Annotated in this window: 24 protein-coding genes; 8 read left to right on the top strand and 16 right to left on the bottom strand. The window is 64.3% G+C overall.

Going from position 1 to position 22,559, the window contains the following annotated elements:
- Positions 1-138: 138 nt before the first annotated feature.
- From rpsD to purB, 6 genes are all read right to left on the bottom strand, one after another.
- On the bottom strand, positions 139-756 hold the full coding sequence (gene rpsD / locus Q7U29_RS27125) for a 30S ribosomal protein S4 (RefSeq protein WP_304746616.1): 618 nt from the start codon (positions 754-756) through the stop codon (positions 139-141).
- A gap of 297 nt (positions 757-1,053) precedes the next feature.
- A complete protein-coding gene (locus tag Q7U29_RS27120) occupies positions 1,054-1,833 on the bottom strand; it encodes an acyltransferase (RefSeq protein WP_304746615.1) in 780 nt (259 codons plus the stop codon).
- Positions 1,834-2,048: 215 nt separating this feature from the next.
- Positions 2,049-2,828 carry an HpcH/HpaI aldolase/citrate lyase family protein gene (locus Q7U29_RS27115; RefSeq protein WP_304746613.1) on the bottom strand — a complete coding sequence of 260 codons (780 nt, stop codon included), beginning with the start codon at positions 2,826-2,828 and terminating at the stop codon, positions 2,049-2,051.
- A gap of 25 nt (positions 2,829-2,853) precedes the next feature.
- Complete coding sequence (murI, locus tag Q7U29_RS27110) at positions 2,854-3,651, bottom strand: glutamate racemase (RefSeq protein ID WP_304746611.1); 798 nt, start codon at positions 3,649-3,651, stop codon at positions 2,854-2,856.
- A 252-nt stretch (positions 3,652-3,903) separates the two neighbouring features.
- On the bottom strand, positions 3,904-4,443 hold the full coding sequence (locus Q7U29_RS27105) for an MOSC domain-containing protein (RefSeq protein WP_304746609.1): 540 nt from the start codon (positions 4,441-4,443) through the stop codon (positions 3,904-3,906).
- A gap of 14 nt (positions 4,444-4,457) precedes the next feature.
- Positions 4,458-5,765, bottom strand: a complete 1,308-nt coding sequence (gene purB / locus Q7U29_RS27100; RefSeq protein ID WP_304746607.1) for an adenylosuccinate lyase — start codon at positions 5,763-5,765, stop codon at positions 4,458-4,460.
- A 443-nt stretch (positions 5,766-6,208) separates the two neighbouring features.
- Here purB and Q7U29_RS27095 point away from each other — a divergent pair, with 443 nt between their 5' ends.
- From Q7U29_RS27095 to Q7U29_RS27085, 3 genes are all read left to right on the top strand, one after another.
- The gene (locus Q7U29_RS27095; protein ID WP_304746605.1) at positions 6,209-6,805 is read left to right on the top strand and encodes a TetR family transcriptional regulator; all 597 of its coding nucleotides are present in this window, start codon (positions 6,209-6,211) and stop codon (positions 6,803-6,805) included.
- Between the two features lie 339 nt (positions 6,806-7,144).
- Positions 7,145-7,885, top strand: coding sequence for a metallophosphoesterase (locus tag Q7U29_RS27090; RefSeq protein WP_304746603.1), 741 nt, complete (start codon positions 7,145-7,147; stop codon positions 7,883-7,885).
- Between the two features lie 3 nt (positions 7,886-7,888).
- Positions 7,889-9,340, top strand: coding sequence for a bifunctional serine/threonine-protein kinase/universal stress protein (locus Q7U29_RS27085; RefSeq protein WP_304746601.1), 1,452 nt, complete (start codon positions 7,889-7,891; stop codon positions 9,338-9,340).
- A 100-nt stretch (positions 9,341-9,440) separates the two neighbouring features.
- Here Q7U29_RS27085 and Q7U29_RS27080 read toward each other — a convergent pair whose 3' ends face one another.
- A complete protein-coding gene (locus tag Q7U29_RS27080) occupies positions 9,441-10,019 on the bottom strand; it encodes a hypothetical protein (protein WP_304746599.1) in 579 nt (192 codons plus the stop codon).
- Between the two features lie 64 nt (positions 10,020-10,083).
- Positions 10,084-10,785, bottom strand: a complete 702-nt coding sequence (gene rpe / locus Q7U29_RS27075) for a ribulose-phosphate 3-epimerase (RefSeq protein ID WP_304746597.1) — start codon at positions 10,783-10,785, stop codon at positions 10,084-10,086.
- Between the two features lie 381 nt (positions 10,786-11,166).
- On the opposite strand from rpe, the gene Q7U29_RS27070 reads away from it, so the two are divergent.
- Together Q7U29_RS27070 and Q7U29_RS27065 are read left to right on the top strand one after the other, a co-directional pair.
- Positions 11,167-11,922 (top strand): EF-hand domain-containing protein, encoded by a 756-nt coding sequence (locus tag Q7U29_RS27070; protein WP_304746595.1) that lies wholly within the window; start codon positions 11,167-11,169, stop codon positions 11,920-11,922.
- A 76-nt stretch (positions 11,923-11,998) separates the two neighbouring features.
- A complete protein-coding gene (locus Q7U29_RS27065) occupies positions 11,999-12,466 on the top strand; it encodes an EF-hand domain-containing protein (protein WP_304746593.1) in 468 nt (155 codons plus the stop codon).
- Between the two features lie 18 nt (positions 12,467-12,484).
- Here the strand turns inward: Q7U29_RS27065 and Q7U29_RS27060 are convergent, their stop codons facing one another.
- Positions 12,485-13,480: a P1 family peptidase gene (locus Q7U29_RS27060; RefSeq protein ID WP_304746591.1), complete on the bottom strand. Its 996-nt coding sequence runs from the start codon at positions 13,478-13,480 to the stop codon at positions 12,485-12,487.
- A 415-nt stretch (positions 13,481-13,895) separates the two neighbouring features.
- Here Q7U29_RS27060 and Q7U29_RS27055 point away from each other — a divergent pair, with 415 nt between their 5' ends.
- Entirely contained in the window at positions 13,896-14,291 is a 396-nt protein-coding gene (locus tag Q7U29_RS27055; RefSeq protein WP_304746589.1) for a response regulator, read from the top strand.
- 221 nt (positions 14,292-14,512) lie between these two features.
- On the opposite strand, the gene Q7U29_RS27050 is transcribed toward Q7U29_RS27055, so the two are convergent.
- The 6 genes from Q7U29_RS27050 to Q7U29_RS27025 all read right to left on the bottom strand — a co-directional run bounded on the left by Q7U29_RS27050 (position 14,513) and on the right by Q7U29_RS27025 (position 20,186).
- Entirely contained in the window at positions 14,513-15,631 is a 1,119-nt protein-coding gene (locus Q7U29_RS27050) for a branched-chain amino acid ABC transporter substrate-binding protein (RefSeq protein WP_304746587.1), read from the bottom strand.
- A gap of 287 nt (positions 15,632-15,918) precedes the next feature.
- Entirely contained in the window at positions 15,919-16,662 is a 744-nt protein-coding gene (locus Q7U29_RS27045) for an ABC transporter ATP-binding protein (RefSeq protein WP_304746673.1), read from the bottom strand.
- Complete coding sequence (locus tag Q7U29_RS27040) at positions 16,662-17,495, bottom strand: ABC transporter ATP-binding protein (RefSeq protein ID WP_304746585.1); 834 nt, start codon at positions 17,493-17,495, stop codon at positions 16,662-16,664. Before Q7U29_RS27040 ends, Q7U29_RS27045 begins: the two co-directional genes overlap by 1 nt.
- A complete protein-coding gene (gene livM, locus Q7U29_RS27035) occupies positions 17,492-18,826 on the bottom strand; it encodes a high-affinity branched-chain amino acid ABC transporter permease LivM (RefSeq protein WP_304746583.1) in 1,335 nt (444 codons plus the stop codon). Before livM ends, Q7U29_RS27040 begins: the two co-directional genes overlap by 4 nt.
- Positions 18,826-19,743, bottom strand: coding sequence for a branched-chain amino acid ABC transporter permease LivH (locus tag Q7U29_RS27030; protein ID WP_304746581.1), 918 nt, complete (start codon positions 19,741-19,743; stop codon positions 18,826-18,828). Before Q7U29_RS27030 ends, livM begins: the two co-directional genes overlap by 1 nt.
- 251 nt (positions 19,744-19,994) lie before the next feature.
- Positions 19,995-20,186, bottom strand: a complete 192-nt coding sequence (locus tag Q7U29_RS27025; RefSeq protein WP_304746678.1) for a hypothetical protein — start codon at positions 20,184-20,186, stop codon at positions 19,995-19,997.
- A gap of 269 nt (positions 20,187-20,455) precedes the next feature.
- On the opposite strand from Q7U29_RS27025, the gene Q7U29_RS27020 reads away from it, so the two are divergent.
- Positions 20,456-20,983, top strand: a complete 528-nt coding sequence (locus Q7U29_RS27020) for a hypothetical protein (RefSeq protein ID WP_304746579.1) — start codon at positions 20,456-20,458, stop codon at positions 20,981-20,983.
- 12 nt (positions 20,984-20,995) lie between these two features.
- Here the strand turns inward: Q7U29_RS27020 and pcaD are convergent, their stop codons facing one another.
- On the bottom strand, positions 20,996-21,778 hold the full coding sequence (pcaD, locus tag Q7U29_RS27015) for a 3-oxoadipate enol-lactonase (protein ID WP_304746577.1): 783 nt from the start codon (positions 21,776-21,778) through the stop codon (positions 20,996-20,998).
- A 194-nt stretch (positions 21,779-21,972) separates the two neighbouring features.
- Here pcaD and Q7U29_RS27010 point away from each other — a divergent pair, with 194 nt between their 5' ends.
- Complete coding sequence (locus tag Q7U29_RS27010) at positions 21,973-22,419, top strand: CoxG family protein (RefSeq protein WP_304746575.1); 447 nt, start codon at positions 21,973-21,975, stop codon at positions 22,417-22,419.
- The last annotated feature ends 140 nt before the right edge of the window (positions 22,420-22,559 follow it).

The following is a 22,559-nucleotide window of genomic DNA, read 5'->3' as shown; positions in this document are numbered from 1 at the left end:
GTCGTCCTGGCCATCCACGTCTTGCTTTCGATGCGACCATAAAGCCGTGGATGGCCGGGACAAGCCCGGCCATGACGAAAGAAAAAGGCCCCGGCAGAGCCGGGGCCTTTTGATCTCCTGAAAACGCCGACGAAAAAATCAGCGCGAATAGAATTCGACGATCAGATGCGGCTCCATCTGCACCGCGAACGGCACGTCGGACAGATGCGGGATGCGGGCGAACTTCGCCGTGAACTTGCCGTGATCGACTTCGAGGAAGTCCGGCACGTCGCGCTCGCCGAGCTGGCTGGCTTCGATCACCACGGCGAGCTGCTTCGAGCTTTCCTTGATTTCGATGAGGTCGCCGACCTTGACCTTGTAGCTCGCGATGTTGACGCGGCGGCCGTTGACCTTGATGTGGCCGTGATTGATGAACTGGCGCGCGGCGAACATGGTGGCGACGAACTTGGCGCGATAGACCACGGTGTCGAGACGGCGTTCCAGCAGGCCGATCAGGTTTTCACCGGTGTCACCCTTCATGCGGCCGGCTTCGACGTAGATGCCGTGAAACTGGCGCTCGGAAATGTTGGCGTAGTAGCCCTTCAGCTTCTGCTTGGCGCGCAGCTGCACGCCGAAGTCGGAGAGCTTGCCCTTGCGGCGCTGGCCGTGCTGGCCGGGGCCGTATTCGCGGCGGTTGACGGGGCTCTTCGGGCGGCCCCAGATGTTCTGGCCCATACGGCGATCGATCTTGTATTTCGCCTCACTGCGCTTAGTCATCGCGTCCTCTTTAAAGGTTTGAGTTTTGAGGAAACGCGCCCTCCTGTGCGCCGGGAATTTCCCGGTGCCGACAGGCCTGTCCCCTAAAGCTTGAAAGGGACGGGCCACGGGTCGCGAAACGCAACGCGGGCCGAAAACGGCCCGCGAGCAGGCGGTTTCTAGGGAGAATCCGCTGGTATGTCAATGAAAAGACCGTCATTCCGGGGCGTCGCGCCAGCGACGAACCCGGAATCCTAGGATTCCGGGTTCGATGCTTCGCATCGCCCCGGAATGACCGGATTGGGGCCAAAAGAGCTCTCAGGTGGCGACCGCCCGGACCGGCTTGGGCTCCGTTTGCTGCCTTTGGCCGCGCAATTCGGCCGCGATCTCGCCGTTCAGCACCTGTTCCAGCCGGGTCAGGGCCTTGGCGATCAGGGCGGCGTCGGTGATCCGGTGGTCCCAGCGGATCACCACGTCGATGGTCTGGTCCGGCGCCACCACGCCGTAACTGAGGATGAACGGCCCCGGGCTCAGCGCATGCAGTTCCCCGGCGCCGTAGGCGGCCACCGAGGTCACGCCGAAGCTGCCGAACCAGTTGGCGCGCTGCCGTCCGAAATTCAGGCCGATCAGCCACATCAGCCGGCGCAGCGGCAGCGGCAGCCGCGTCACCCGCAATATCTTGCGAAACGCCGGCACCTCGCCGATCGGCGCATCCTTGGCCTGCCGGATCTGCGCATCGACCTCGGTCAGCGCCAGCATATCCGCCGCGGGGACCTTTTGCGGCAGCACGCAATCCTGGCCATCCTCGACGCGCGCGATCGCAACCATCGCAATGCTGCGCGGCAGCTCGTAGAAACTTGGCCACGGCCATTTGGCATAGAGCGTGCGCAGCACCGGCTCGTCCTTCGCCACCAGCGCGAACGCCTTGACGAAGATCGCCGCCCAGCCGGGCGGCCCGGCCGCGAGCGCGCGGGCTTCCAGCAGTGGACGGATATTGAGGGCGCGGGTCAGCGAAACAAAGGGCACGCCGATCGAGGCATGCATGAGGTCGGCGACGAGTCGGCGCGGCATTGAGATTTTTCGAACCGTTCCGCGCATCGTTCCACTCAAGTCCCGCAACATCAAACCGGGCGGCCGGATTGCCCCGTCCACCTGCACTTCATCTAGCACGAACCGACCGGCCTGACGCCAGCCTTGCTGCACGCCGTCCGGCGGGACGCTACCGTATTTTATCACACCGCCTTGAATATGCTTGAATTTTGTCGCGGTCCGCCAAGGGCAGCGCACGGGGGTACTTTAGAAGCATCCGAGTTTCAGCGCCGGATGCCCTCAAAGCTCGCCGCGATGCCGCGCTGAAACAGCGACCAGTCGAAGCCGAGCGCCAGCGCCAGGTAGCCGCGATCGATCATCGCGTTGGCCTGTTCGGCGCTGCGCGCCACGCCGCCGATCGGCACGCCGCTGTTGAGGATGCCGGCTTCGGCGCGCGCCATCAGCGCCTGCACGTCGGGGTCGTCGATGCGGCCGCGCTTGTTGATGGAGGTGGCGAGATCGCCGGGGCCGATCACCGCGATGTCGATGCCGGGCGTCGCCATGATCTCGTCGATGCGCTCGACCGCATCGACATGCTCGATCGTGATCATGCAGATCATGTCGTCGTCGGCGGTCGCCATGTAGTCGGGCATCGAGACGCCCCAGCGGAACGGGGCATGGAACGGTCCCCACAGCCGGTCGCCGCGCGGCGGGTAGCGCACGCTGCGCACGGCTTTTTCGGCATCCGCGGCGCTGCAGATCATCGGAAAATTGATGCCGAGCGCGCCGATGTCCATCGGCGCTTTCGCCAGCCACGGCTCGTTGGCGGCAATCCGCGCCAAGGGGATGCAGGGCGTGCCCGCGGTGGCCGTGATCATCGCATGCGCGGAGCCGAGATCGATCGGCCCGTGCTCGAGGTCGACGATGATCCAGTCGAGCCCGGAGCGGGCCATGATCTGCACGGTCTGGATCGAGGGAATGGTCGCAATCGCGCCGAATGTCGGGCGCTTCTCTTGCCACAGTCTGCGGAGACGGTTCAGCGGTGCAGGCGCGGATTGCGTCAAACTCGAAGCTCCATGGGGCTGGCTTTCACGCCGGGACGCGGCCGCCGAAAAACGGCGTCAGGGCCTGGCTCAGCGTATGCGGGCGCTTCGAGGTGAAGATCATTTCCGCGCCGGTGTGGTCGGCCTCGCTGCCGGGGGGGCCGAGCAAATCCGAAACCCGCCGCGCAATCGCCGGCGCCGGATCGATCCAGTCCACCGGCCACGGCGCCAGCCTGACCAGGCGATCCATCAGCAGCGGATAATGGGTGCAGGCCAGCACGACGGTGTCGGTTCGATGCGGATCGCTTTCGCCGCTGCCGATGAAGCATGGCGCGAGTTCGTCCGAGATCGCGTCGTCGCCGACCGCTTCGCCGCTCAAGGCCTTTTCCGCCAGCGAGGCGAGATCCGCCGAACCCACCAGCGTCACGTCGCAGCCTTGCGAGAAATCCCGGATCAGCGCCCTGGTGTATTCGCGCTTGACGGTGCCCTTGGTGCCCAGCACCGACACCCGCTTGGTCCTGGAGCTGGCGCAGGCCGGCTTGATCGCGGGCACCGTTCCGACAAAGGGGAGTTTGTACTGCTCGCGCAGATACGACATGACCAGCGTGGACGCGGTGTTGCAGGCGATCACGACCAGGTCGGGCGCATGCGCGGCGATCAGTTCGCCGACCAGCGGCACGACGCGCGCGATGATCTCGTCCTCGCCATGGTGGCCGTAGGGAAAGAAGGCGTCGTCGGCGACATAGGCATAATGCGCGTCGGGCCGTGCCCTGACGATCTCACGCAAGACCGTGAGCCCGCCAAGGCCGGAATCGAAAACAAGAATCGTCGGAGGTGCTGTCACACCGGCAGTCTAGCCGATCTCGCATGATCATTCAGTTGTTATGACGTCTGATTGCGCCACGTAGGGTCGACGCGGATCGATCCGGTTGTCGCTCCCGACCAAAATGTCGAAAACAACCCCATGCACAGAAACAGGCTGATCGCAGCGTACGGATAGGCCTGTGATCACAATGGCTTCCGAAGTGGTAATTAGACACCGACTAAGCTTGACGAGTGCCATTGCCAGTGCGCTGCTCCGGCGGACTGCTTGGCGTTACACCGGCTGCAAGGGCCGTTGCGCCCCTGCCGGCATTTCGACGCGGATCGCATCCCCCGGCCGCACATCGCCATCCGACAGCACGATGCCCATGACGCCGGCCTTGCGAACCAGATTGCCGTCGGCGTCCCGGTCCAGCGTTGCCGCCATCAGGCCTTTCTGGAAGTCGTCGATCTGGATGCAGGGATTGCGCAGCCCGGTGATCTCGACCACCCCGCTTGCCCCCAGATGCAGCCGCGTGCCCGATGGCAGCGCCAGCAGATCGATGCCTTCGGTGGTGACGTTCTCGCCGAGGTCGGCCGGCTGCACGACAAAACCTTTCGCGCGCAATTCCTCGAACAGTTCGGCGTGGATCAGGTGCACCTGGCGCAGATTGGGCTGGGTCGGATCCCTTCGCACGCGGGAGCGGTGCTTGACCGTCTCGCCCATATGGGCGTCGCCGGCGACGCCCAATCCCTTGAGCAGGCGAATGCTCAGGCTCGGCGTCTTGCTGAAATGATGGCCGCTGCGGGCGCTGACGGCGAGGACGCTGCCCATGATTCCGTCCCGTGTCACGCTTCGCCGAACACCCGCCTGAAGATCGTATCGACATGCTTGAAGTGATAGCCGAGGTCGAACTGCTCGGAGATCTCGGCATCGCTGAGATACTTCTTCAGCTCGGCATCCTTCTTCAGCAGCGTCTCGAAGTCGCCTTCGCCGCGCCACACCGGCATCGCGTTGCGCTGCACGAGGCGATAGGAATCCTCGCGCGAACAGCCCTTCTGCGTCAGCGCCGTCAACAGCCGCTGCGAATGAATGAGCCCACCGAGGCGGTCGAGATTCTTGCGCATGTTTTCGGGATAGATCACCAGCTTCTCGACCAGGCCGGCCAGCCGGTTCAGCGCGAAGTCGAGCGTGACCGTGGCGTCGGGCGCCAGCATGCGTTCGGCCGAGGAGTGCGAGATATCGCGCTCGTGCCACAGCACGACGTTCTCCATCGCCGGCGTCACATAGGCGCGCACCATCCGCGACAGGCCGGTGAGGTTTTCCGTCAGCACCGGGTTGCGCTTGTGCGGCATCGAGGAGGAGCCCTTCTGGCCCTCTGAGAAGAATTCCTCGGCTTCCAGCACTTCGGTGCGCTGCAGATGCCGGATCTCGGTGGCGAGGCGTTCGACCGACGCGGCGATCACGCCGAGCGTCGCAAAATACATGGCGTGGCGGTCGCGCGGGATGATTTGCGTCGAGATCGGTTCGACCGCGAGGCCCATCGCCCTGGCGACGTGCTCCTCGACCCGCGGATCGATATGCGCAAACGTTCCGACCGAGCCCGAGATCGCGCAAGTCGCGACTTCCTTGCGCGCGGCGACCAGCCGCTCCCTCGCGCGCGTAAATTCGGCATAGGCGTAAGCGAGCTTCAAGCCAAAGGTGACGGGCTCGGCATGGATGCCGTGGGAGCGGCCGATGCTCGGCGTCATCTTGTGCTCGAAGGCGCGCTTCTTCAGCGCGGCCAGCACCTTGTCGAGGTCGGCGATGAGCATGTCCGCGGCGCGGGTGAGCTGGACGTTGAAACAGGTGTCGAGCACATCGGACGAGGTCATTCCCTGGTGCACGAAGCGCGAATCGGGACCGACGAATTCGGCGAGGTGGGTAAGGAAGGCGATGACGTCGTGCTTGACCTCGCGTTCGATCTCGTCGATCCGCGCGACGTCGAACTGGGCGTCCTTGCCCCTGGCCCAGATGGTCTTGGCGGCCTCTTTCGGGATCACGCCGAGCTCGGCCTGGGCATCCGAGGCATGGGCCTCGATCTCGAACCAGATCTTGAAACGGGTCAGCGGCTCCCAGATGGCGGCCATTTCCGGGCGGGTATAGCGGGGGATCATCGAGGACTCCGGACCAGCAAAGCGGGGGATCGCATGCGACTCCCGGCCGATTGTTTTTTACGCCGCGCTTTAGCAGAGCCGCCCCGGTGAGACAAACCTCGGCGCGGCCGGACGCCAGAGGCCGGCTGCGGGCAGCCCGGCGCCGTCCTCGATCACGAAATATTGACTGACAGATATTGTAATCTGTCAGCGAGATAGGCTATATTGTCGGTGACGCTATTTGTGGGTGTCACCTTGGGCCCGCCGGCCGATCGACCGCGGGCCCGCGGAATTGCAGAGGACCTAGCCATGACGATCGAGATCTTTGATTTTTTCCAACAAATCCACCGCTGGCTCGACGCCCAGGTTGCCCGCCATCTCGAAGCGCAGGCCACCCGTTTAGCCCGTTAACAGAGGGCGGCGAAAAGCCGCTCGCCACAACGACCGGAAGCGGACGTGCGCGCATGAACGAGAACGTAGTTCTGACCCCCGAGCGGATCCTCGAAGTCACCGAGGACGTGCTGCGCCGTTTCGGGCTGGCGAAAGCCACCGTGGTGGACGTCGCCCGTGCGCTCGATGTCAGCCATGGCAGCGTCTACCGGCATTTTCCGAGCAAGGCCTCGTTGCGCCAGGCCGTCGCGAAACGCTGGCTCGACCGCTTCAAGGCGCCGCTGCAGCAGATCGTGGAAGGGCCCGGACCGGCGCCGGCCCGGCTGGAGCGCTGGCTGCGTACGCTGTTTGCGGCCAAGCACAAGAAATTGTCCGACGACCCCGAGATGTTCGCGACCTATCTGGCGCTGGCGCAGGAAGCCTGCCAGGCGGTGAGTTCGCACAAGGAATGCCTCTGCGACCAGGTCGAGACCATCCTGTCCGACGGCGTGAAGCAGGGCGCGTTCGAGATCGCCGACGTCAAGGCGACCTCGCGCGCGGTGTTCGACGCCACCATCCGTTTCCATCATCCCGCCCATGCCGAGGAATGGAGCGACCCGGCCTTCGCCGCGCGGATCGACGCCGTGCTGGCGCTGCTGCTGCGGGGACTGGAAGCGCCGCGCAAGCGTTAGCATCTGGAATCATGAGTTGATATTGCAGCCCATCCTTCGAGACGCCTCGCTGCGCTCGGCTCCTCAGGATGAGGTTAACTCGTTGAAACACCACAACCTCATGCTGAGGAGCGAGCGGCGCGAGCGACTCGAAGCATGGGCAGCAAGCGACTCACCGATCCCGGATAGTCAGTACTAATCGTCTCCGCGGACGATCGTCGTGCACCCGCAACCGTGCGCAGATTTCCGCAGCACCCCTGACCCCCTGCTCAGCTCGATTGCAAGCGCGCCGCGCTCTGTTGTTTGATATCCATCAAGCGCGGCGCAGGTCCGGCCGATATCGTGGACACGGAGGAAATCGTGCTGCTGGCTATCTTCACTGATATCCATGCCAACCGGCAGGCGTTTTCAGCCTGCCTCGACTTCGCACGGGCGCGCGGCGCGCAGCGATTCATCTTCCTCGGCGATTATGTCGGCTATGGCGCCGATCCGGAATGGACGGTCGAGACGGTGATGGATCTCGTCAACGGTGGCGCGATGGCGGTGCGCGGCAACCACGACAATGCCGTCAGCACATCCTCCGAAAGCATGAATGCCGAAGCCCAGGCCGTGATCGAATGGACGCGCGGGCGGCTGAGCGCGGCGCAGCGGCGCTTTCTCAGCGAGTTGCCGATGACGCTGCAGGAGGACGATCGCCTCTATGTGCATTCCGAAGCAAGCTCTCCCGAGCGATGGCGCTACGTCCAGAGCACGGCGGACGCCGCGCGCAGCATTGTGGCGAGCGATGCCCGGATCACCCTGTGCGGACATATCCACCTGCCGTCGCTCTATTCGATGTCCGCGGCCGCGAAGATGACGAGCTTCGTGCCGGCCCCGGGCGTGCCGGTGCCGTTGCTGGGGGGGCGGCGCTGGCTTGCCGTTCTCGGCTCGGTCGGGCAGCCGCGTGATCGCAATCCGGCGGCCTCGTTCGCGATGTTCGACACCGAAACCCGGGAGATCACCTATTGCCGGGTGCCCTACGATGTCGAGGTGGCGGCGCAGCGGATTCGCGACAACGGCCTGCCGCTCTGGCTGGCCGACCGGCTCATGGTCGGAAGGTAAGCAATGGTCAAGACACTGGTTGAGCCGGGCGCCGTCATCGACGGCTTTACCATCGGGGAGTGCGTCCATCGCGGCGGCATGGCGACGCTGTGGAGCGTGACCTGGCCCGACAGCGACACCCCGATGCTGATGAAGGTGCCGAGGGTTTCCGAGGGCGAGGATCCCGCCGCCATCGTCGGTTTCGAGATGGAGCAGATGATCATGCCGCGGCTGTCGGGGCCGCACGTGCCTGCCTGCTTCGGGGCAGGCGATTTCGCGCGGCAGCCCTATGTCGTGATGGAGCAGATTCCGGGCGAGACGCTTTACAAGCGTATCCGCGAGTTGCCGATTTCGTACGAAGAGGCGAGGGCGATCGTCGGCAAGATCGCCACGGCGCTGGCCGACCTGCATACCCAGAACGTCATCCATCACGACATCAAGCCGAGCAGCATCATGTTTCGCCCCTCCGGCGAAGCCGTGCTGATCGATTTCGGATTGTCGCATCACAACCAGCTGCCGGATCTGCTGCAGGAAGAATTCCGGCTGCCCTACGGCACCGCGCCGTACATGGCGCCCGAGCGCCTGCTCGGCGTGCGCGACGATCCGCGCAGCGACCTGTTTTCGCTCGGCGTGCTGCTGTACTTCTTCACGACGGGGGTGCGGCCGTTCGGCGAGAGCGAGACCCTGCGCGGCATGCGGCGGCGGCTGTGGCGCGATCCCTATCCGCCGCTCAAACTGAAACCGGACTATCCGCCCTGGCTGCAGGAAGTGGTGCTGCGCTGCCTCGAGATCGAACCGGTCTGGCGTTATCCCACCGCGTCGCAACTGGCGTTCGAACTCGCGCATCCCGACCAGGTCAAGCTGACCGCGCGATCGGAGCGGCGGGACCGCGATCCCTTCCGCACGGTGATGCGCCGCCGCTTCAACCGCGAACTGACGCAGCCGAGGCCGAAAGCGGACGTCGCCGCGCAACTGGCGTCGTGTCCGATCGTGGCGGTGGCGCTCGATACCGCGGAGGGGGCGGACGAGTTGAACGAGGCGTTGCGCGTCACCGCCGGGCGAATCCTGGCGACGCTTCCCTCCGCACGGCTGGCATGCCTCAACGTGCTGAAGCTCAGCCGCGTCACCATCGACAAGACGCTCGACGAGCAGGGCAACAACAAGCACATCGACCGGATGGTGAGCTTGCGGCATTGGGCGTCGCCGCTGAAGCTCGACGATGACAGGCTCACCGTCCATGTGCTGGAGGCGATGGATCCCGCGTCGGCGATCCTGGAGTTCGCCGCCGTCAATCACGTCGATCATATCGTGATCGGCGCACGCCGCAGTTCGCTGGTGCGCACGCTGCTCGGCAGCGTCTCCGCGAAGGTGGCGGCCGAAGCGGACTGCAGCGTGACCGTGGTGCGGCCGCCGCGACTGGCGGCGGTGCCGGAGCTGGAGGGACAAGGCAAGGGGGGCGAGGCGGAGAGCGGTTAGAGCATTTTTTGCAATGCTGCGCTTCAAAGTGCACCGCCTTGCGATGCTTATCGCTCCCCTCCCTCCACGCGCTCTTGCGCGTGGCGGGAGGGGAGAAGGACTACCGGCGCGCCTTCGCCGGCTTGCGGGATTTGCGTGGCGCAATGTCACCGCGCGCGCGTTCGAGGATATCGCGGACCCGGTCCGCATTGGGAATGCAGCGAAAGCCGTAGCGGCCGGTGTAATCGGCATCGGGAGAACGGGTCGAAACCCCGGACGCGAAATTCAGGTGGCCGGCGCCGCGGCTGATGTCGAGAATTTCGAAGGTGGCGTCCATATCCGCGAATGCGGTTCCGGTCGCGGTCCGCTTGCCCCAGGCCGTGCGCAGGATCAGCGCGCGGCGGTCGGTGATCACGCACAGCGTCTGCATATCGTACAGCGCCATCACCAGGGGCGCCGCGATCATGATGGCGCCGGACATCAGGAAGAACGTCGCGGATTGATCGATCCAGCCTCTGGAAATCGCGACGGCGCTGAGAACGAGCCAGGGAAATCCGACCCACCACAGACCTCGCCACATCATGAAATCGGCGATGGCGTCGGGCTGACCCTGCCAAAGCACGCGCTCGCCGGGTTGCAGCGTTGCGATCAGCAGCCGCCGCAGGCCTGCCGAAAACAGCATCGATCGGATTTCGTCCATGCTCATGGCCGTTGGTCGCGGCAGCGCAGGAAATTGTTCGATTCCAAGGATAGCCTGAGGAGGGCTAAATCGCTTCGCCGCGCGCCAGCGCCGCAGCATTACGGATCGCGGAAATATTGGCCTTGTAGCTTTCCATGGTGCCGCCCTTGAACACCGCCGAGCCCGCGACCATGGCATTGGCGCCGGCGGCGGCGAGTGCGCCTGATACATCCGGGCCGACACCGCCATCGACCTCGATATCGATCGGGCGGCCCGCGGTCATCGCGCGGAGGTCGCGGATCTTGCCCAGCGCGGACGGAATAAAGGCCTGGCCGCCGAAGCCGGGATTGACCGACATCACCAGCACCAGGTCGATCAGGTCGATGACGTATTCGATTGCCGAGATCGGGGTGCCCGGATTGAGCGAGACGCCGGCCTTCTTGCCGAGCGCGCGGATCGCCTGCAACGAGCGATGCAGATGGGGACCTGCCTCGGCATGCACCGTGATCTGGTCGCAGCCGGCTTTTGCAAAAGCCTCGAGGTAGGGATCGCAGGGCGAAATCATCAAATGCGCGTCGAAGATCTTTTTGGTGTGCGGGCGCATCGCCTTGATGACGTCGGGGCCATAGGAAATGTTGGGCACGAAATGTCCGTCCATCACGTCGAGATGAATCCAGTCGGCGCCGGCCGCATCGACGGCGCGGACCTCTTCGCCCAGCCTGGCGAAATCCGACGCCAGGATCGACGGCGCGATGACGAGGGGGCGTGACACAAATTGGGCCGACATGTGCGCTTCCCGGGCAGTTGCAAGGCGTGGCGGAACGGCTCCGCGTAACATGCGCCAAGTCCGGGGGCAATGCGGGGCATTCTCGTGTCCCGGACTCGGTGCTCCGCAGAGCCGGGACCCACTCGCTGCAAGATAAGATGGACCCCGGATCTGCAGCGCACCGCGCCGGACGATGCTGCGCATCGCCGGGAGCGCGCTGCGCTGCGTCCGGGGAACGAAGCAGGAAAAATCTGCCGCTGCGGCATCTATTGCCGGGAAGATGCGGGCATGACCGGTACAAAAACCCTGGTTTTATTGGCTTTCTGCAATGGCACGGAGTTTGCTGATCCATCGGCGAGGAAGTAACAGGCCGCGCCGTGCGGCATTTGCTGGAGTTTAGTCATGCTGCAAGCCCTTAGCGCCGCGACGTCCGCGCTGGACCTTCTGAAGTCGCTGACAGCATCGAAAACGCAATCCACCAGCAACAAGCAGGAACAGAAGAGCCCGTTCGATTTCTCCGGTAGCAGCACCGCCACCTCGGAAACCTCGCCGGCCAAGTCCGGAACGGCTGGCGGCTCGCAGATATCGCCGGCCACGATGAGCGCGCTGCTGGATGCGCAAAGCCAGGCAACGACTGGATCGACCGCATCGGCGTCCACCAGCCGCTCGGACGCGCTGAAGGACCTGTTCGCGCAGATCGATGCCGACAGCGATGGCAAGCTCAGCAAATCGGAATTCGAGAACGCGCTCGGCGCCGGCGGGACCAACCTGAAGCAGGCCGACAGCGTATTCGGCAAGCTGGACAAGGACGGCGACGGAGCGGTCAGCCTCGACGAAATGATGGCGGCGCTGAAAGGCAAGGGGCATCGTCGCCATGACGCCGCCGCCACGGACGGCTCCGGCGCACCAGGTGGGGCGGGCAAGGATCCGCTGATGCAGGCATTGGAGGGCGCATCATCGACCTCGGTGACCAACAGCGACGGCTCGATCACGACGTCGCTGACCTATGCCGACGGCTCCAAGGTGACGATGACATCGGCCGCCGCCAGTTCGGCATCCGGTGCGGCGACGTCCTCCTATAATTTCATCGAACAGATGATCCAGCGCCAGGCGGACGCGATTTCATCCGCCACGGGTTCGCTTTCGGTCAGCGCCTGACCTCGCAATAGTCAGCTTCGTAGCCCGGATGCGTTCGCGAAGAGCCTTCCTGTGCGGTAGTTGTTGGAGTTCTGTCATGCAGCTTTCGGCTTACACCGCATCGTACGTCCTGGAGTTGCTGCGATCAGTGACTTCATCGAATTCGTCGTCAGCCAACGCCACCGGCTCCGGCCGGGAATCTTCGGAACCCTTCGACGATATCTTCGGCGGCACCGCGATGTCCGGAAAATCGACTCCGTATTCCGGGCTCGACGGGTTTCAGCAGATGTTTCCGCAGATATCGTCGGCCACGATCAACGCGCTGCTTGCGGCGCAAAACCGGCCATCGACCGCGTCACTCCCGTCGGCAGGGACCGGCAAGCCTGACGTCCCCAAGGACCCGTTCTCGCAACTCGATGCCGACGGCGATGGTCAGGTCAGCAAATCGGAATTTGAGGCAACGGCCACCAGCGCTGCGACGTCATCCTACAATGTCATGAACCAGATGATCGCGCGCCAGATGCAGGCGTTTGCAACCTCGTCCAGCGCCTGGATGCGCTTCTGAACGTTCGCTCAAGACGCTCTACCCAAATCGATCCTTCCACGCCGGCAGCGCGCCGGGGAAGGGCAGGGCAGTCGCCTCATAGACGCCGCGGGCGATGGCGCGGGCCATCACATTGGCCGCGACCATGCCGAGTTCGGTGAGACCGGCCAAGGGATCGACAGGCTTTTCGCCGGTAGCAGCGGCGAACACCACATCGCCATCGAGCGGCGCGTGCACCGGATAGATCGCGCGGGCAAAGCCGGTCTGCGCCATCATCGCCAGCCGCCTGGCCTGTGGCTTTGTCAGGGCCGCGTCGGTCACCACCACGGCCAGCGTGGTGTTTTCCACCGATGTCGCTGATGTGCCACCCTTGATGCGCATCTCCAGCATGTCCGGTGTGAAGTCCTCCGGCAATCCGCCTCCGCCGAACTCTTCCCCGGCTTCAAACGGAGCCGCCCAGAACCACGGCCCGTCGCCAACGGTGACGCTGCCGACCGCATTGACCACCGCCAGCGCGGCGACCCTGATGCCGCCTGCCGTCGCCGCCGACGCCGAGCCGATGCCGCCCTTGAAAGTCGCGGTGGTTGCGCCGAGCCCGGCGCCGACGCTGCCGAGCGCGAAATCCGCGGACGCTGCCGCGGCCGCGGCATAGCCGAGGTCGCGGTAGGGCGCGAAGCGGCCCCAGGCCTTGTCGCCGCCGTTGAGCAGGTCGAAGCAGATCGCGCCGGGCACGATCGGGATCAGCGCGCCGCCGATGGCAAAGCCGCGGCCGTGTTCGGCGAGCCAGGCCTGCACCCCGCCGCCGGCCTCGAGCCCGAACGCGGAGCCGCCCGCCAGCGCGATGCCGTGAATTTGCTCGACGGTGTTTTCGAGGTCGAGCACCGCGCCCTCGCGGATGCCGGGCCCGCCGCCGCGGATATCGATCGCCGCCACCGCGGGCGTATCGAAAATGACAGCGGTGACTCCGGATGCAAGTCGCCGGTCATCGGCGTGACCGACGCGGACGCCCGGGATATCGGTGAGGAGGTTCTTCATGCCTTCAGCGGTCCAGCGTCAGCCTGATCATTCGCGCCAGATGGAACTTGCGATACGGCCTGGCGAGTAGCCCTAACCCGGAGTCGAGCCGGCTCCCGCAAACTGGCATCGCGCGCCGAACTGATCGCATCGAATCGCATCACCTTAGGCGCATTCCGGGAAGCAGGATATCCGTCCGATACCGCAATTCCGCTTGCGAGCAATGCTGTCGCGGGGAGGGCGGTGGTGGATGGCGCGATCGCTTGTCCGGCGAATGGTCGTCTCTCCCGAAGGTTACGTTTGTGTTAATTCGGCAGGTCGGCGGAGCGCAGCAGTAACCGCATCTTTACTGACACCCGGAATATTGAGCAGGGCGTCGATCCCAACCCGACGGTCCGTTGTAGGCTGGCCTAGAGCCGTTCCGGGAGTCGCCCCATTGCTCCGTATTCTCGTGATCGACGACCAGTCCGATGTGCGCGCGATGATCTCCATCGTATTGCGTATCCATCATTTCAATGTCGTCGAAGCCGCCAGCGCAGAGGCCGGATTGAAGGAATTCGAGGGCGCCCAGTTCGACCTCGCGATCGTCGATATCTTCTTGCAGGGAATCAACGGTCTGGACGTGATCGGGCTGATGCGTGAGCGCGTTCCGGGTTTCCCTGTAGTCGCGATATCGGGAATGACGGCGCTCGACTACGTCTCGGCGTCACCGGAACTCTCCGACGTCGTATGTCTGCAGAAGCCGTTTCGTCCCAATCAGCTGGTCCGCGCGGTCGAAGCGGCGTATCAGCGCTCCGCGCGATACATCGCCGAAAGCACGGACGTCGCCTAGAACGGTTTCAGCTCTGGTTGAATCAGAACCGGGCCCCGGGTCGTTGTCGGCGCATTTTGCTCACGCGGGTCGGTGCCCGTGTCGACGTCGCCTGAGAGCTTTTTCGGGTTTCATTTTCTCATGATGAACGGTCCCAAAATAGAAACGCCCCGGCGAACCGGGGCGTTGCTATTTCGATGGTGCGGGGAAGCGTGCCAGGAACCCAGTCTCAGCAGGCCTTGCTACGATCCCTTGGGATTGATCTCGGCGTAGTTGCCCTTGGCGTCCCACTTGTAGACGACATAGTCGATCGCCTTGATGTCGCCCTTGGCGTCAAAGCCCATCTTGCCGAGCACGGTGTCCCATTCGCCGGCCTTGATCGCCTCCATCACCTTTTTCGGATCGGTCGAGCCGACCTTGGCCACCGCCTTCGTCCACACCTGCATGGCGGCGTAGGTGTAGAGCGTGTAGCCTTCGGGATCGATGTTCTTGGCCTTGAACTTCTCGACGATGGCCTTCGCGGTCGGCTTGTTGCGCGGGTCGGGACCGAAGGTGAACAGGGTGCCTTCCGCGGCCGGGCCGGTGATCGACGCGAATTCCTTGTCGTTCATGGCGTCGCCCGCCATCAGCACCGTCTTGAGGCCCTGATCGCGCATCTGGCGCAGGATCAGGCCTGCCTCCTGATGGTAGCCGCCGACGAAGACGAGATCGATATTGTCGCGCTTCAGGCGCGACACGATCGAGTTGAAGTCCTTGTCGCCCTTGTTGTAGGACTCGAACATCTTTTCGGTCATGCCGGCCTTGTTGAGCGCCTTCTTGGTCTCGTCGGCGAGACCCTTGCCGTAGGTGGTCTTGTCGTTGAGGATGGCGACGTTCTTGCCCTTGTAGGTCTTGGCGATGAATTCGGCGGCGACCAGGCCCTGCTGGTCGTCACGGCCGCAGACCCGCGCCACGTTCCAGAGCTTGCGCTCGGTGAACAGCGGATTGGTCGAGGCCGGCGTGATCTGAAGCACGTTGCCGTCGGCATAGGCTTCCGACGCCGGGATCGACGACGACGAGCAGAAGTGACCGGCGACGAACGGGATTTTCGCGCTGGCGAACTTTTCCGCCACCGAGCGGGCCTGCTTGGGATCGCAGGCATCGTCGCCGACCTGCAGCGCCAGCTTCTTGCCGAGCACGCCGCCGGCGGCGTTGATGTCCGCCACCGCCTGTTCGGCGCCGTTCTTCATCTGCCGGCCGAATGCGGATTCGCCGCCCGTCATCGGGCCCGCCACTGCGATGCTGATGTCCTGCGCCAGCGCCGTCGTCGACAGCGCCAGTGACGCGCCCAATGCCAGGCCGATGAGTTTCAATGATTTCATAGGTGGTCCTCGCGGTGATCTCTAGGGGACTTGCCCGGCAGCCCGCCGGGTTGGAAAATCGAGGTCATTGTCGACTGATTTTGTCGTGAAGTCATCGGCAATTTTCGGGCAAATCCACGGTTCAATCGCAGCATCTTGCCGCAGCTTGGCGTCCCGGACGCGGTGCAGCGCCCTTCAGCGATGCACCGCAGAGCCGGGATCCACGTTTCAGCAAGGCAGATGGACCCCGGATCAGCAGCGCACCACCGCAAGGGCGGCGCTGCGCTGCGTCCGGGGAACGTATCCAGTTAAGCGTGGCGGCCGCCTTCCAGATAGGCGGCGCGGATTTCCGGGCGCTGCAACAGCTCGGCGCCGGTGCCTTCCAGCGTGATCAGGCCGTTGACCATGACATAGCCGCGATGGGCCAGCCGCAGCGCGTGATTGGCATTCTGCTCGACGATCAGCACGGTGAGGCCGTCCTGCCGGTTCAGGGTCCGGATGGCGTCGAAAATCTGTCGCGCGATCAGCGGCGCCAGCCCGAGCGAAGGCTCGTCGAGCATCAGGAGGCGAGGGCGGCTCATCAAGGCGCGGCCGATCGCGAGCATCTGCTGTTCGCCGCCCGACAGCGTGCCGCCGCGCTGCATCATGCGTTCCTTGAGCCGCGGAAACAGCGTCAATACCCGCTCCATCCCGGCGGCGCGCTCGGCCTCGCTGCAGTCGGTGGCGTCGGCCCCCATCTGCAGGTTCTCCGCCACGCTCATGCGCGGAAAAATCCGGCGGCCTTCCGGCGATTGCGCGATTCGCATCCGCGCGATCTCGTGGGTCGGCACGTCGGTGATATCGTTGCCGTCGAACAGGATCTGCCCGGAGCGGGCGCGCGGGCGGCCGAACACCGTCATCATCAGCGTCGACTTGCCGGCGCCATTGGCGCCGATCAGGGCAACGATCTCGCCGGGATTGATGGCGAGGTCGACGCCTTTCAGCGCCTCGATCTTGCCATAGGCGGCGCGCAGGGCGCGGATTTCGAGCAGGGGAGTGGCAGACGACGCGATCACGCTTCGCTCTCCATCACCGCGATCGCTTCCTCTTCGTCGGCGCCGAGATAGGCGGCGATCACCTTGGGATCGTCGCGGATCTGCTGTGGCGTACCCTCCGATATCTTGACGCCGTAATCCATCACCACGACCTGATCGGAGATTTCCATCACCACGGACATGTCGTGCTCGATCAACAGGATCGAGGTGTCTTGCTCGGCGCGGATCCTGAGCAGCAATTCGCTCAAGGCGGCACTTTCCCGCGCGTTCAGGCCGGCGGCCGGCTCGTCGAGGCAGAGCAGCGCCGGTTCGGTGCACATCGCGCGGGCGATTTCGAGACGGCGCTGGTCGCCATAGGGCAGATTGCCGGCGGCGTCGTCGGCGCGCTCCAATAGACCGATGCGCTCGAGCCAGAGTTTCGACAGGTCGATCGCGCGCTTTTCCGCCGACCGCCATGACGGCGCGCCGATCAATCCGAGAAAGGTCAGGCCGGACGCCAGCATCAACGCATTGTGCTGGGCGACCATCAGGTTTTCCAGCGCGGTCATGCCGGGAAACAGCCGGATATTCTGGAAGGTGCGCGCGACCCGTGCCTGCTTGGAGATCCGGAAATCGTTCAGACGTTCGAGCTGGATTTGCCGGCCGTTGTCGTGCGTGATCTTCAGGCTGCCGCCGCTCGGCTTGTAGAAGCCGGTGATGCAGTTGAACACCGTGGTCTTGCCGGCGCCGTTCGGTCCGATCAGGGCGGTGATCTTGCGCCGTTCGGCGCCGAAGGTGAGGTCGTTGACGGCGACGATGCCGCCGAAGCGCATCGACAGATGATCGACGTTGAGAATGCAATCCGTTTTCATCCGTGCCCCTCTTTGACGAGGTCGGACGAGATCGCCTGGCTGTGATGCAGGAATACGGTCGGGGCGCGGTGACCGATCAGTCCGCGCGGCCGCCAGATCATCAGGAGCACCATGGCGAGGCCGAATACCAGCATGCGGAACTGTTCGAGCCCGCGAAACAGTTCAAAACCGCCGATCATGACGAGTGCTGCGAGCGCGACGCCGAGCTGCGAGCCCATGCCGCCGAGCACGACGATCGCCAGCACCAGCGCCGATTCGTGGAAGGTGAATGATTCCGGGCTGATGAAACCCTGCCGCGTGGCGAAGAACGCGCCGGCGAGACCCCCGAACATGGCGCCGGTCGCGAACGCCGTGAGTTTTGTGGTGGTGGTGTTGATGCCGAGCGCGCGGCAGGCGACCTCGTCCTCGCGCAGGGCTTCCCAGGCGCGGCCGATCGGCAGGCGGCGCAGCCGGATCGTCACCCAGTTGGTGAGCAGCGCCAGCGCCAGGATGAGATAGAACAGGAACACGATGCGGTGGGTGGTGGAGAATTCGATGCCGAGCCTGGCCGCAAGCCCGTCATCACCAGGGGTCAGGGGAATGCCGAAGAAGGACGGCCGGGGAATTCCGGTAACGCCGTTCGGGCCGCCGGTCAGGCTTTGCCAGTTGATGATGACGAGCCGGATGATCTCGCCGAACGCCAGCGTGACGATGGCGAGGTAATCGCCGCGCAGCCGCAACACCGGAAATCCCAGCAGCACGCCGCAGAACGCCGCGAGAATCCCGGCCAGCGGCAGGCAGATCCAGAATGAAAACCCGAAATTGGTCGCCAGCAGCGCGTAGGAATAGGCGCCGACGGCATAGAACGCGACATAGCCGAGATCGAGCAGGCCGGCGAGACCGACCACCACGTTCAGTCCCCATCCCAGCATCACATAGGTCAGCACCAGGATGCCGAGATCGAGAATGTAGCGTTCGTTGTAGAAGATCACCGGCACCAGAAAGGTGAACACCAGCAGCACCGGCGCGATGCCGCGCCGCGCGAGCGCGAGACCGCTCTGCACCGACGGCGGCACGATCCTGATGGTGCCGACCGGGCCCCACCACTGCCGCAGCAACTCGACCACGATGCTGCCGCCGAACACGGTGGCGACCATGGCGGCGAGATCGCCGAACCGTGTCATGTAGGTGAGTTGGCCGTCAGAGCCCGCTTCGGTGCGGACGCCGATCATCAGCGAAAACAGCACCAGCGCCACCAGGGCGCTGATCAGGGCTTTCTTGAAGATGAAGGCTGCGCCGGGCGCGGGCGATGCGGCCGATGAACCGCGCGCGGATGCGCTCACGCCGGCCATCAGACTTTTTCGACTTCAGGACGGCCGAGCAGGCCGGTGGGCATGAAGATCAGCACCACGATCAGGATCGAGAATGCGGCGACGTCCTTGTATTCGACCGAGAAATACGCCGACCACAGGGTCTCGATCAGCCCGATCAATAGTCCGCCGAGCATCGCGCCGGGCAACGAGCCGATGCCGCCGAGCACGGCGGCGGTGAAGGCCTTGATGCCCGCGACGAAGCCCATGAAGAAATCGACCTGGCCGTAATAGAGCAGGTACATCATGCCGGCGACGGCGGCCAGCGCCGCGCCGATGACGAACGTCATCGAGATGGTGCGATCGACATCGACCCCGAGCAGCGACGCCATGGTCTGGTCCTGTTCGCAGGCGCGCATATCGCGGCCGAGCCGGGTTCGCGCCACCAGCCAGGTGAACAGCGCCAGCAGCACGATGGTGGTGATCACCACGATGATCTGAACATTGGACAGCCGCACCACGAAGCCGTCGACGCCCTCATGCAGCGTGTAGCCGCCGGTGATGATCGGCGGCACCGGCTTGACCCGCGCGCCCTGCGCGATCTGCGAATAATTGGTCAGCACGAACGACATGCCGATCGCCGACAGCATCGGGGCGAGGCGGAACGAGTGCCGCAGCGGCCGGTAGGCGATGCGCTCTACCGTCCAGCCGTACAGCGCCGTGATCAGCATCGCGACCAGCAGCACGATCAGCAGGATGACGGGAACGAAGGTGAGGCCGAACGAGACCAGGATCAGGAACGAGATCAGCGCGATGAAGCCGCCGATCATGAAAATATCGCCATGGGCGAAATTGATCATGCCGACGATGCCATAGACCATGGTGTAGCCGATGGCGATCAGGCCATAGATCGAGCCGAGCACGAGGCCGTTGATCAGTTGCTGGGCGAAATAATCCATGCGCTGCCGTTGTTTGGATGACGCGGCGGTGGCCCCGGCAGCCGGTACGCCGCGTCGTGGCATTTTCTAACAGCAAGGAACCGGGTGCGGCAACAGCGCGGGCAAGGGCTGAAGGGGCTTGTACATGGGTCATTTTGAAGCCGGGGTTCCTGCGCCACGGCAGCGACAAGCCTCCGCCACGTAATGATCCCGCCGGAACCGGGTTTCCCGTGCAACCGGACCGGGGCTCTGCAGGTTATCTCGCCGTTGAGTCAACAACGGAGATCCCGATGACCAAACAGAACCCAAATCCGGGCCAGCAAAATCAGGCCCCGGGTCAGCAGAATCAGAACCCCGGTCAGAAGCCCGGCCAACAGCGGGGCGGTGGCCAGAAGCCCGGCCAGCAGCAGCAGGATCCTGGCCGCCAGGGCCAGAAGCCGAACCCGGACCAAAGGGCGGGTCACTAGTTCTGACCTGATCAAGCGAGAGCTCGGGAGAGCAGCAGGAAGGTCCCGCCGCAAGGCGGGACTTTTCTTTTTTTGAGAAGAAATTCTCCGCTGTCGTCCCGGCGTTCGCCGGGACGACAAGCTGCGGTTCTCGCCGGTACCCGGCTCCGCCGATCCGGCCATTAAGGTAAATAAAGGGTTTAAATTGCCCGCCGCAGTTTAAGGGGGTTACCTCGCCGCAAGCCGCCGCTCCGGCCCGGAGCGCATGCGGAAATGCGGGAAGCGACATGTCCACAAACTGGCGGATCAGTTCATTCAACGGCGCGCTGCTGGCGGCCTATTTCATCCCGACCTGGACCATCGTCGCCTTCAAGATCATTATTTCGCCGATCCATGGCCTCTATGAGCGGCCGAACATCTCGGTCGCGCTGTTCATCAGCGATTATCTGCAACTGGCGGCGGTGAACACGGTTCGCTTCGCCTGGCTGCTGGCCCTGGGCAAGCTCACCGTGGTTGCTTTTTTTGCGCTGTTTGTGGTGCTCATCACCCGCGCCTCGATCCGCAAGACCGGCGGCTGCGACGAGGCGCTCGGCATCGCGCTGGCGATCGGCAGCCTGATCAGTTTCGCCAGCATGGTGCTGGCCTCGCAGGTCGGCGAGAGCGCGGCGCTTCGGCTGCATGCGACCGAACTGTTGCTGCTGCTCGGCACCGCCATCGTGCTGGTGGTCGAACGTCCCGCTCTGCCGCAGGTCGAGCGCAGCGCGACGACGGCGGACCTGTCGCTGCAGCATCCCCGAATTCTGGACAATGCCTGACGTTGTTGGAGCTTAGCGTTGCGTCAGGAAGCCGACCACGGCGTCGGTGAAGGCGTGCGACTGTTCGACGCTGGAAATATGCGCGGCGTCGAGAATCGTTAAGCTGGCGCCTGGAATCTGGCTGCGGATGAATTCGCCGGCCGCGATCGGAGTCGACGTGTCATGGCGCCCGGCGATGACCAGCGTCGGGCTCTTGATGTTCGGCAACAGCGCGCGCTGGTCGAGCGTGCTGAGCGCTTCGCAGCAGGCGATATAGCCCTGCACCGGGGACGCGATCAGCATGGCCTTCAGGTTTGCGGTAATCTGCGGCTCGCGCTCGCGGAAATCGGCGGTCAGCCATGCCGCGATGACGGTGTCGGCGATCCCTGCGATGCCGCCTTCCTGGACGGCCTTGATGCGGTTCAGCCAATTGGTCGGATCGGGATAGTAGCAGGCGGTGTTGGCGAGAATGATCTTGCCGAATCGCTCCGGGGCGTTGGCGCCCAGCCATTGTCCGACCATGCCGCCCATCGACAATCCGCACCAGTGCACCTTGTCGATGTTGAGGTCATCGAGGATTGCCAGCACGTCGCGGCCGAAACGCTCGATGGAGTAGGGGCCCGGCGGCACGCCGGATTTGCCGTGGCCGCGCCGGTCATAGCGGATCACCCGGAACAGCTGGGTGAGCGCCTTCATCTGTGGCTCCCACATCTGCAGGGTACAGCCCAGCGAATTCGACAGCATCAGGGTCGGACCGCCATCGCGGCCCTCGACGGACACGTTGAGCAGGCAACCATCGGCATCGATCATCGGCATCTTGAATTCCTCGTCACCTGCGCGACCTAACCATTTCCGGCCTTGCTCTGCCAATCCCAAAGCGTTGGCGCAAGTCCGCCGTGTCAGGTGTGCTGCGCTGCGAAGCATCGCCCGTCGTCGATAGCTGCCCTTCCTTTTGGGCCTGACGTGCTTTACTTGGGGGATCACGGACGAAGCGATCCAGGGAGGCTCACATGGCCATGACGATGAACGGCGAAGTCCAGCTCGCGGCGCCGCGCGAGGCCGTGTGGACCAAGTTGAACGACCCGGAGGTGCTGAAGGCCTGCATCCCCGGCTGCGAGGAACTGGAGAAAACCGAGGATAACGGGTTTCGGGCGGTCGCCAAGATGAAGGTCGGCCCGGTCTCGGCCCGCTTCAAGGGCCGGGTGACGCTGAGCGATCTCGACCCGCCGAACGGCTACAAGATCTCGGGCGAGGGCGAAGGCGGGGTCGCCGGCTTCGCCAAGGGTGGCGCCACCGTGGCGCTGACCGAAAAGGACGGCGGCACGCTGTTGACCTATAATGTCGAGGCGCAGATCGGCGGCAAGCTGGCCCAGCTCGGCCAGCGCCTGATCAATGGTGCGGCCAAGAAGCTGGCGGACGAATTTTTCGTCAATTTCGCCAAGGCGGTGCAGGGGTAGAACTTACTTCTCCCCTCCTCCCACGCGCCCTTGCGCGTGGCGGGGAGGGGTCGGGGGTGGGGGGTGCCTCAGCAAACTCGCTGGCAGTCGAATGCACTGATAGACCCCCCACCCCCGACCCCTCCCCACCACGCGGCAAG

This window comes from Bradyrhizobium sp. (assembly GCF_030654605.1).
Lineage (GTDB): Bacteria > Pseudomonadota > Alphaproteobacteria > Rhizobiales > Xanthobacteraceae > Bradyrhizobium.
Note: the sequence above shows the minus strand (reverse complement) of the source record. Positions and strands in the feature narration are given on the sequence as shown.

Excerpts from the sequence above, each read along its gene's own strand:
- purB (WP_304746607.1), bottom strand. The coding sequence starts at position 5,765 with ATGATCCCCCGCTATACCCGCCCGGAAATGGCCGCCATCTGGGAGCCG.
- Q7U29_RS27105 (WP_304746609.1), bottom strand. The coding sequence starts at position 4,443 with ATGGGCAGCGTCCTCGCCGTCAGCGCCCGCAGCGGCCATCATTTCAGC.
- Q7U29_RS27085 (WP_304746601.1), top strand. The coding sequence starts at position 7,889 with ATGGTCAAGACACTGGTTGAGCCGGGCGCCGTCATCGACGGCTTTACC.
- livM (WP_304746583.1), bottom strand. The coding sequence starts at position 18,826 with ATGGCCGGCGTGAGCGCATCCGCGCGCGGTTCATCGGCCGCATCGCCC.
- Q7U29_RS27050 (WP_304746587.1), bottom strand. The coding sequence starts at position 15,631 with ATGAAATCATTGAAACTCATCGGCCTGGCATTGGGCGCGTCACTGGCG.
- rpsD (WP_304746616.1), bottom strand. The coding sequence starts at position 756 with ATGACTAAGCGCAGTGAGGCGAAATACAAGATCGATCGCCGTATGGGC.
- Q7U29_RS27040 (WP_304746585.1), bottom strand. The coding sequence starts at position 17,495 with ATGAAAACGGATTGCATTCTCAACGTCGATCATCTGTCGATGCGCTTC.
- Q7U29_RS27010 (WP_304746575.1), top strand. The coding sequence starts at position 21,973 with ATGGCCATGACGATGAACGGCGAAGTCCAGCTCGCGGCGCCGCGCGAG.
- Q7U29_RS27120 (WP_304746615.1), bottom strand. The coding sequence starts at position 1,833 with ATGCGCGGAACGGTTCGAAAAATCTCAATGCCGCGCCGACTCGTCGCC.
- Q7U29_RS27020 (WP_304746579.1), top strand. The coding sequence starts at position 20,456 with ATGTCCACAAACTGGCGGATCAGTTCATTCAACGGCGCGCTGCTGGCG.
- Q7U29_RS27070 (WP_304746595.1), top strand. The coding sequence starts at position 11,167 with ATGCTGCAAGCCCTTAGCGCCGCGACGTCCGCGCTGGACCTTCTGAAG.
- Q7U29_RS27080 (WP_304746599.1), bottom strand. The coding sequence starts at position 10,019 with ATGGACGAAATCCGATCGATGCTGTTTTCGGCAGGCCTGCGGCGGCTG.
- Q7U29_RS27060 (WP_304746591.1), bottom strand. The coding sequence starts at position 13,480 with ATGAAGAACCTCCTCACCGATATCCCGGGCGTCCGCGTCGGTCACGCC.
- Q7U29_RS27030 (WP_304746581.1), bottom strand. The coding sequence starts at position 19,743 with ATGGATTATTTCGCCCAGCAACTGATCAACGGCCTCGTGCTCGGCTCG.
- Q7U29_RS27095 (WP_304746605.1), top strand. The coding sequence starts at position 6,209 with ATGAACGAGAACGTAGTTCTGACCCCCGAGCGGATCCTCGAAGTCACC.
- pcaD (WP_304746577.1), bottom strand. The coding sequence starts at position 21,778 with ATGCCGATGATCGATGCCGATGGTTGCCTGCTCAACGTGTCCGTCGAG.
- rpe (WP_304746597.1), bottom strand. The coding sequence starts at position 10,785 with ATGTCGGCCCAATTTGTGTCACGCCCCCTCGTCATCGCGCCGTCGATC.
- Q7U29_RS27065 (WP_304746593.1), top strand. The coding sequence starts at position 11,999 with ATGCAGCTTTCGGCTTACACCGCATCGTACGTCCTGGAGTTGCTGCGA.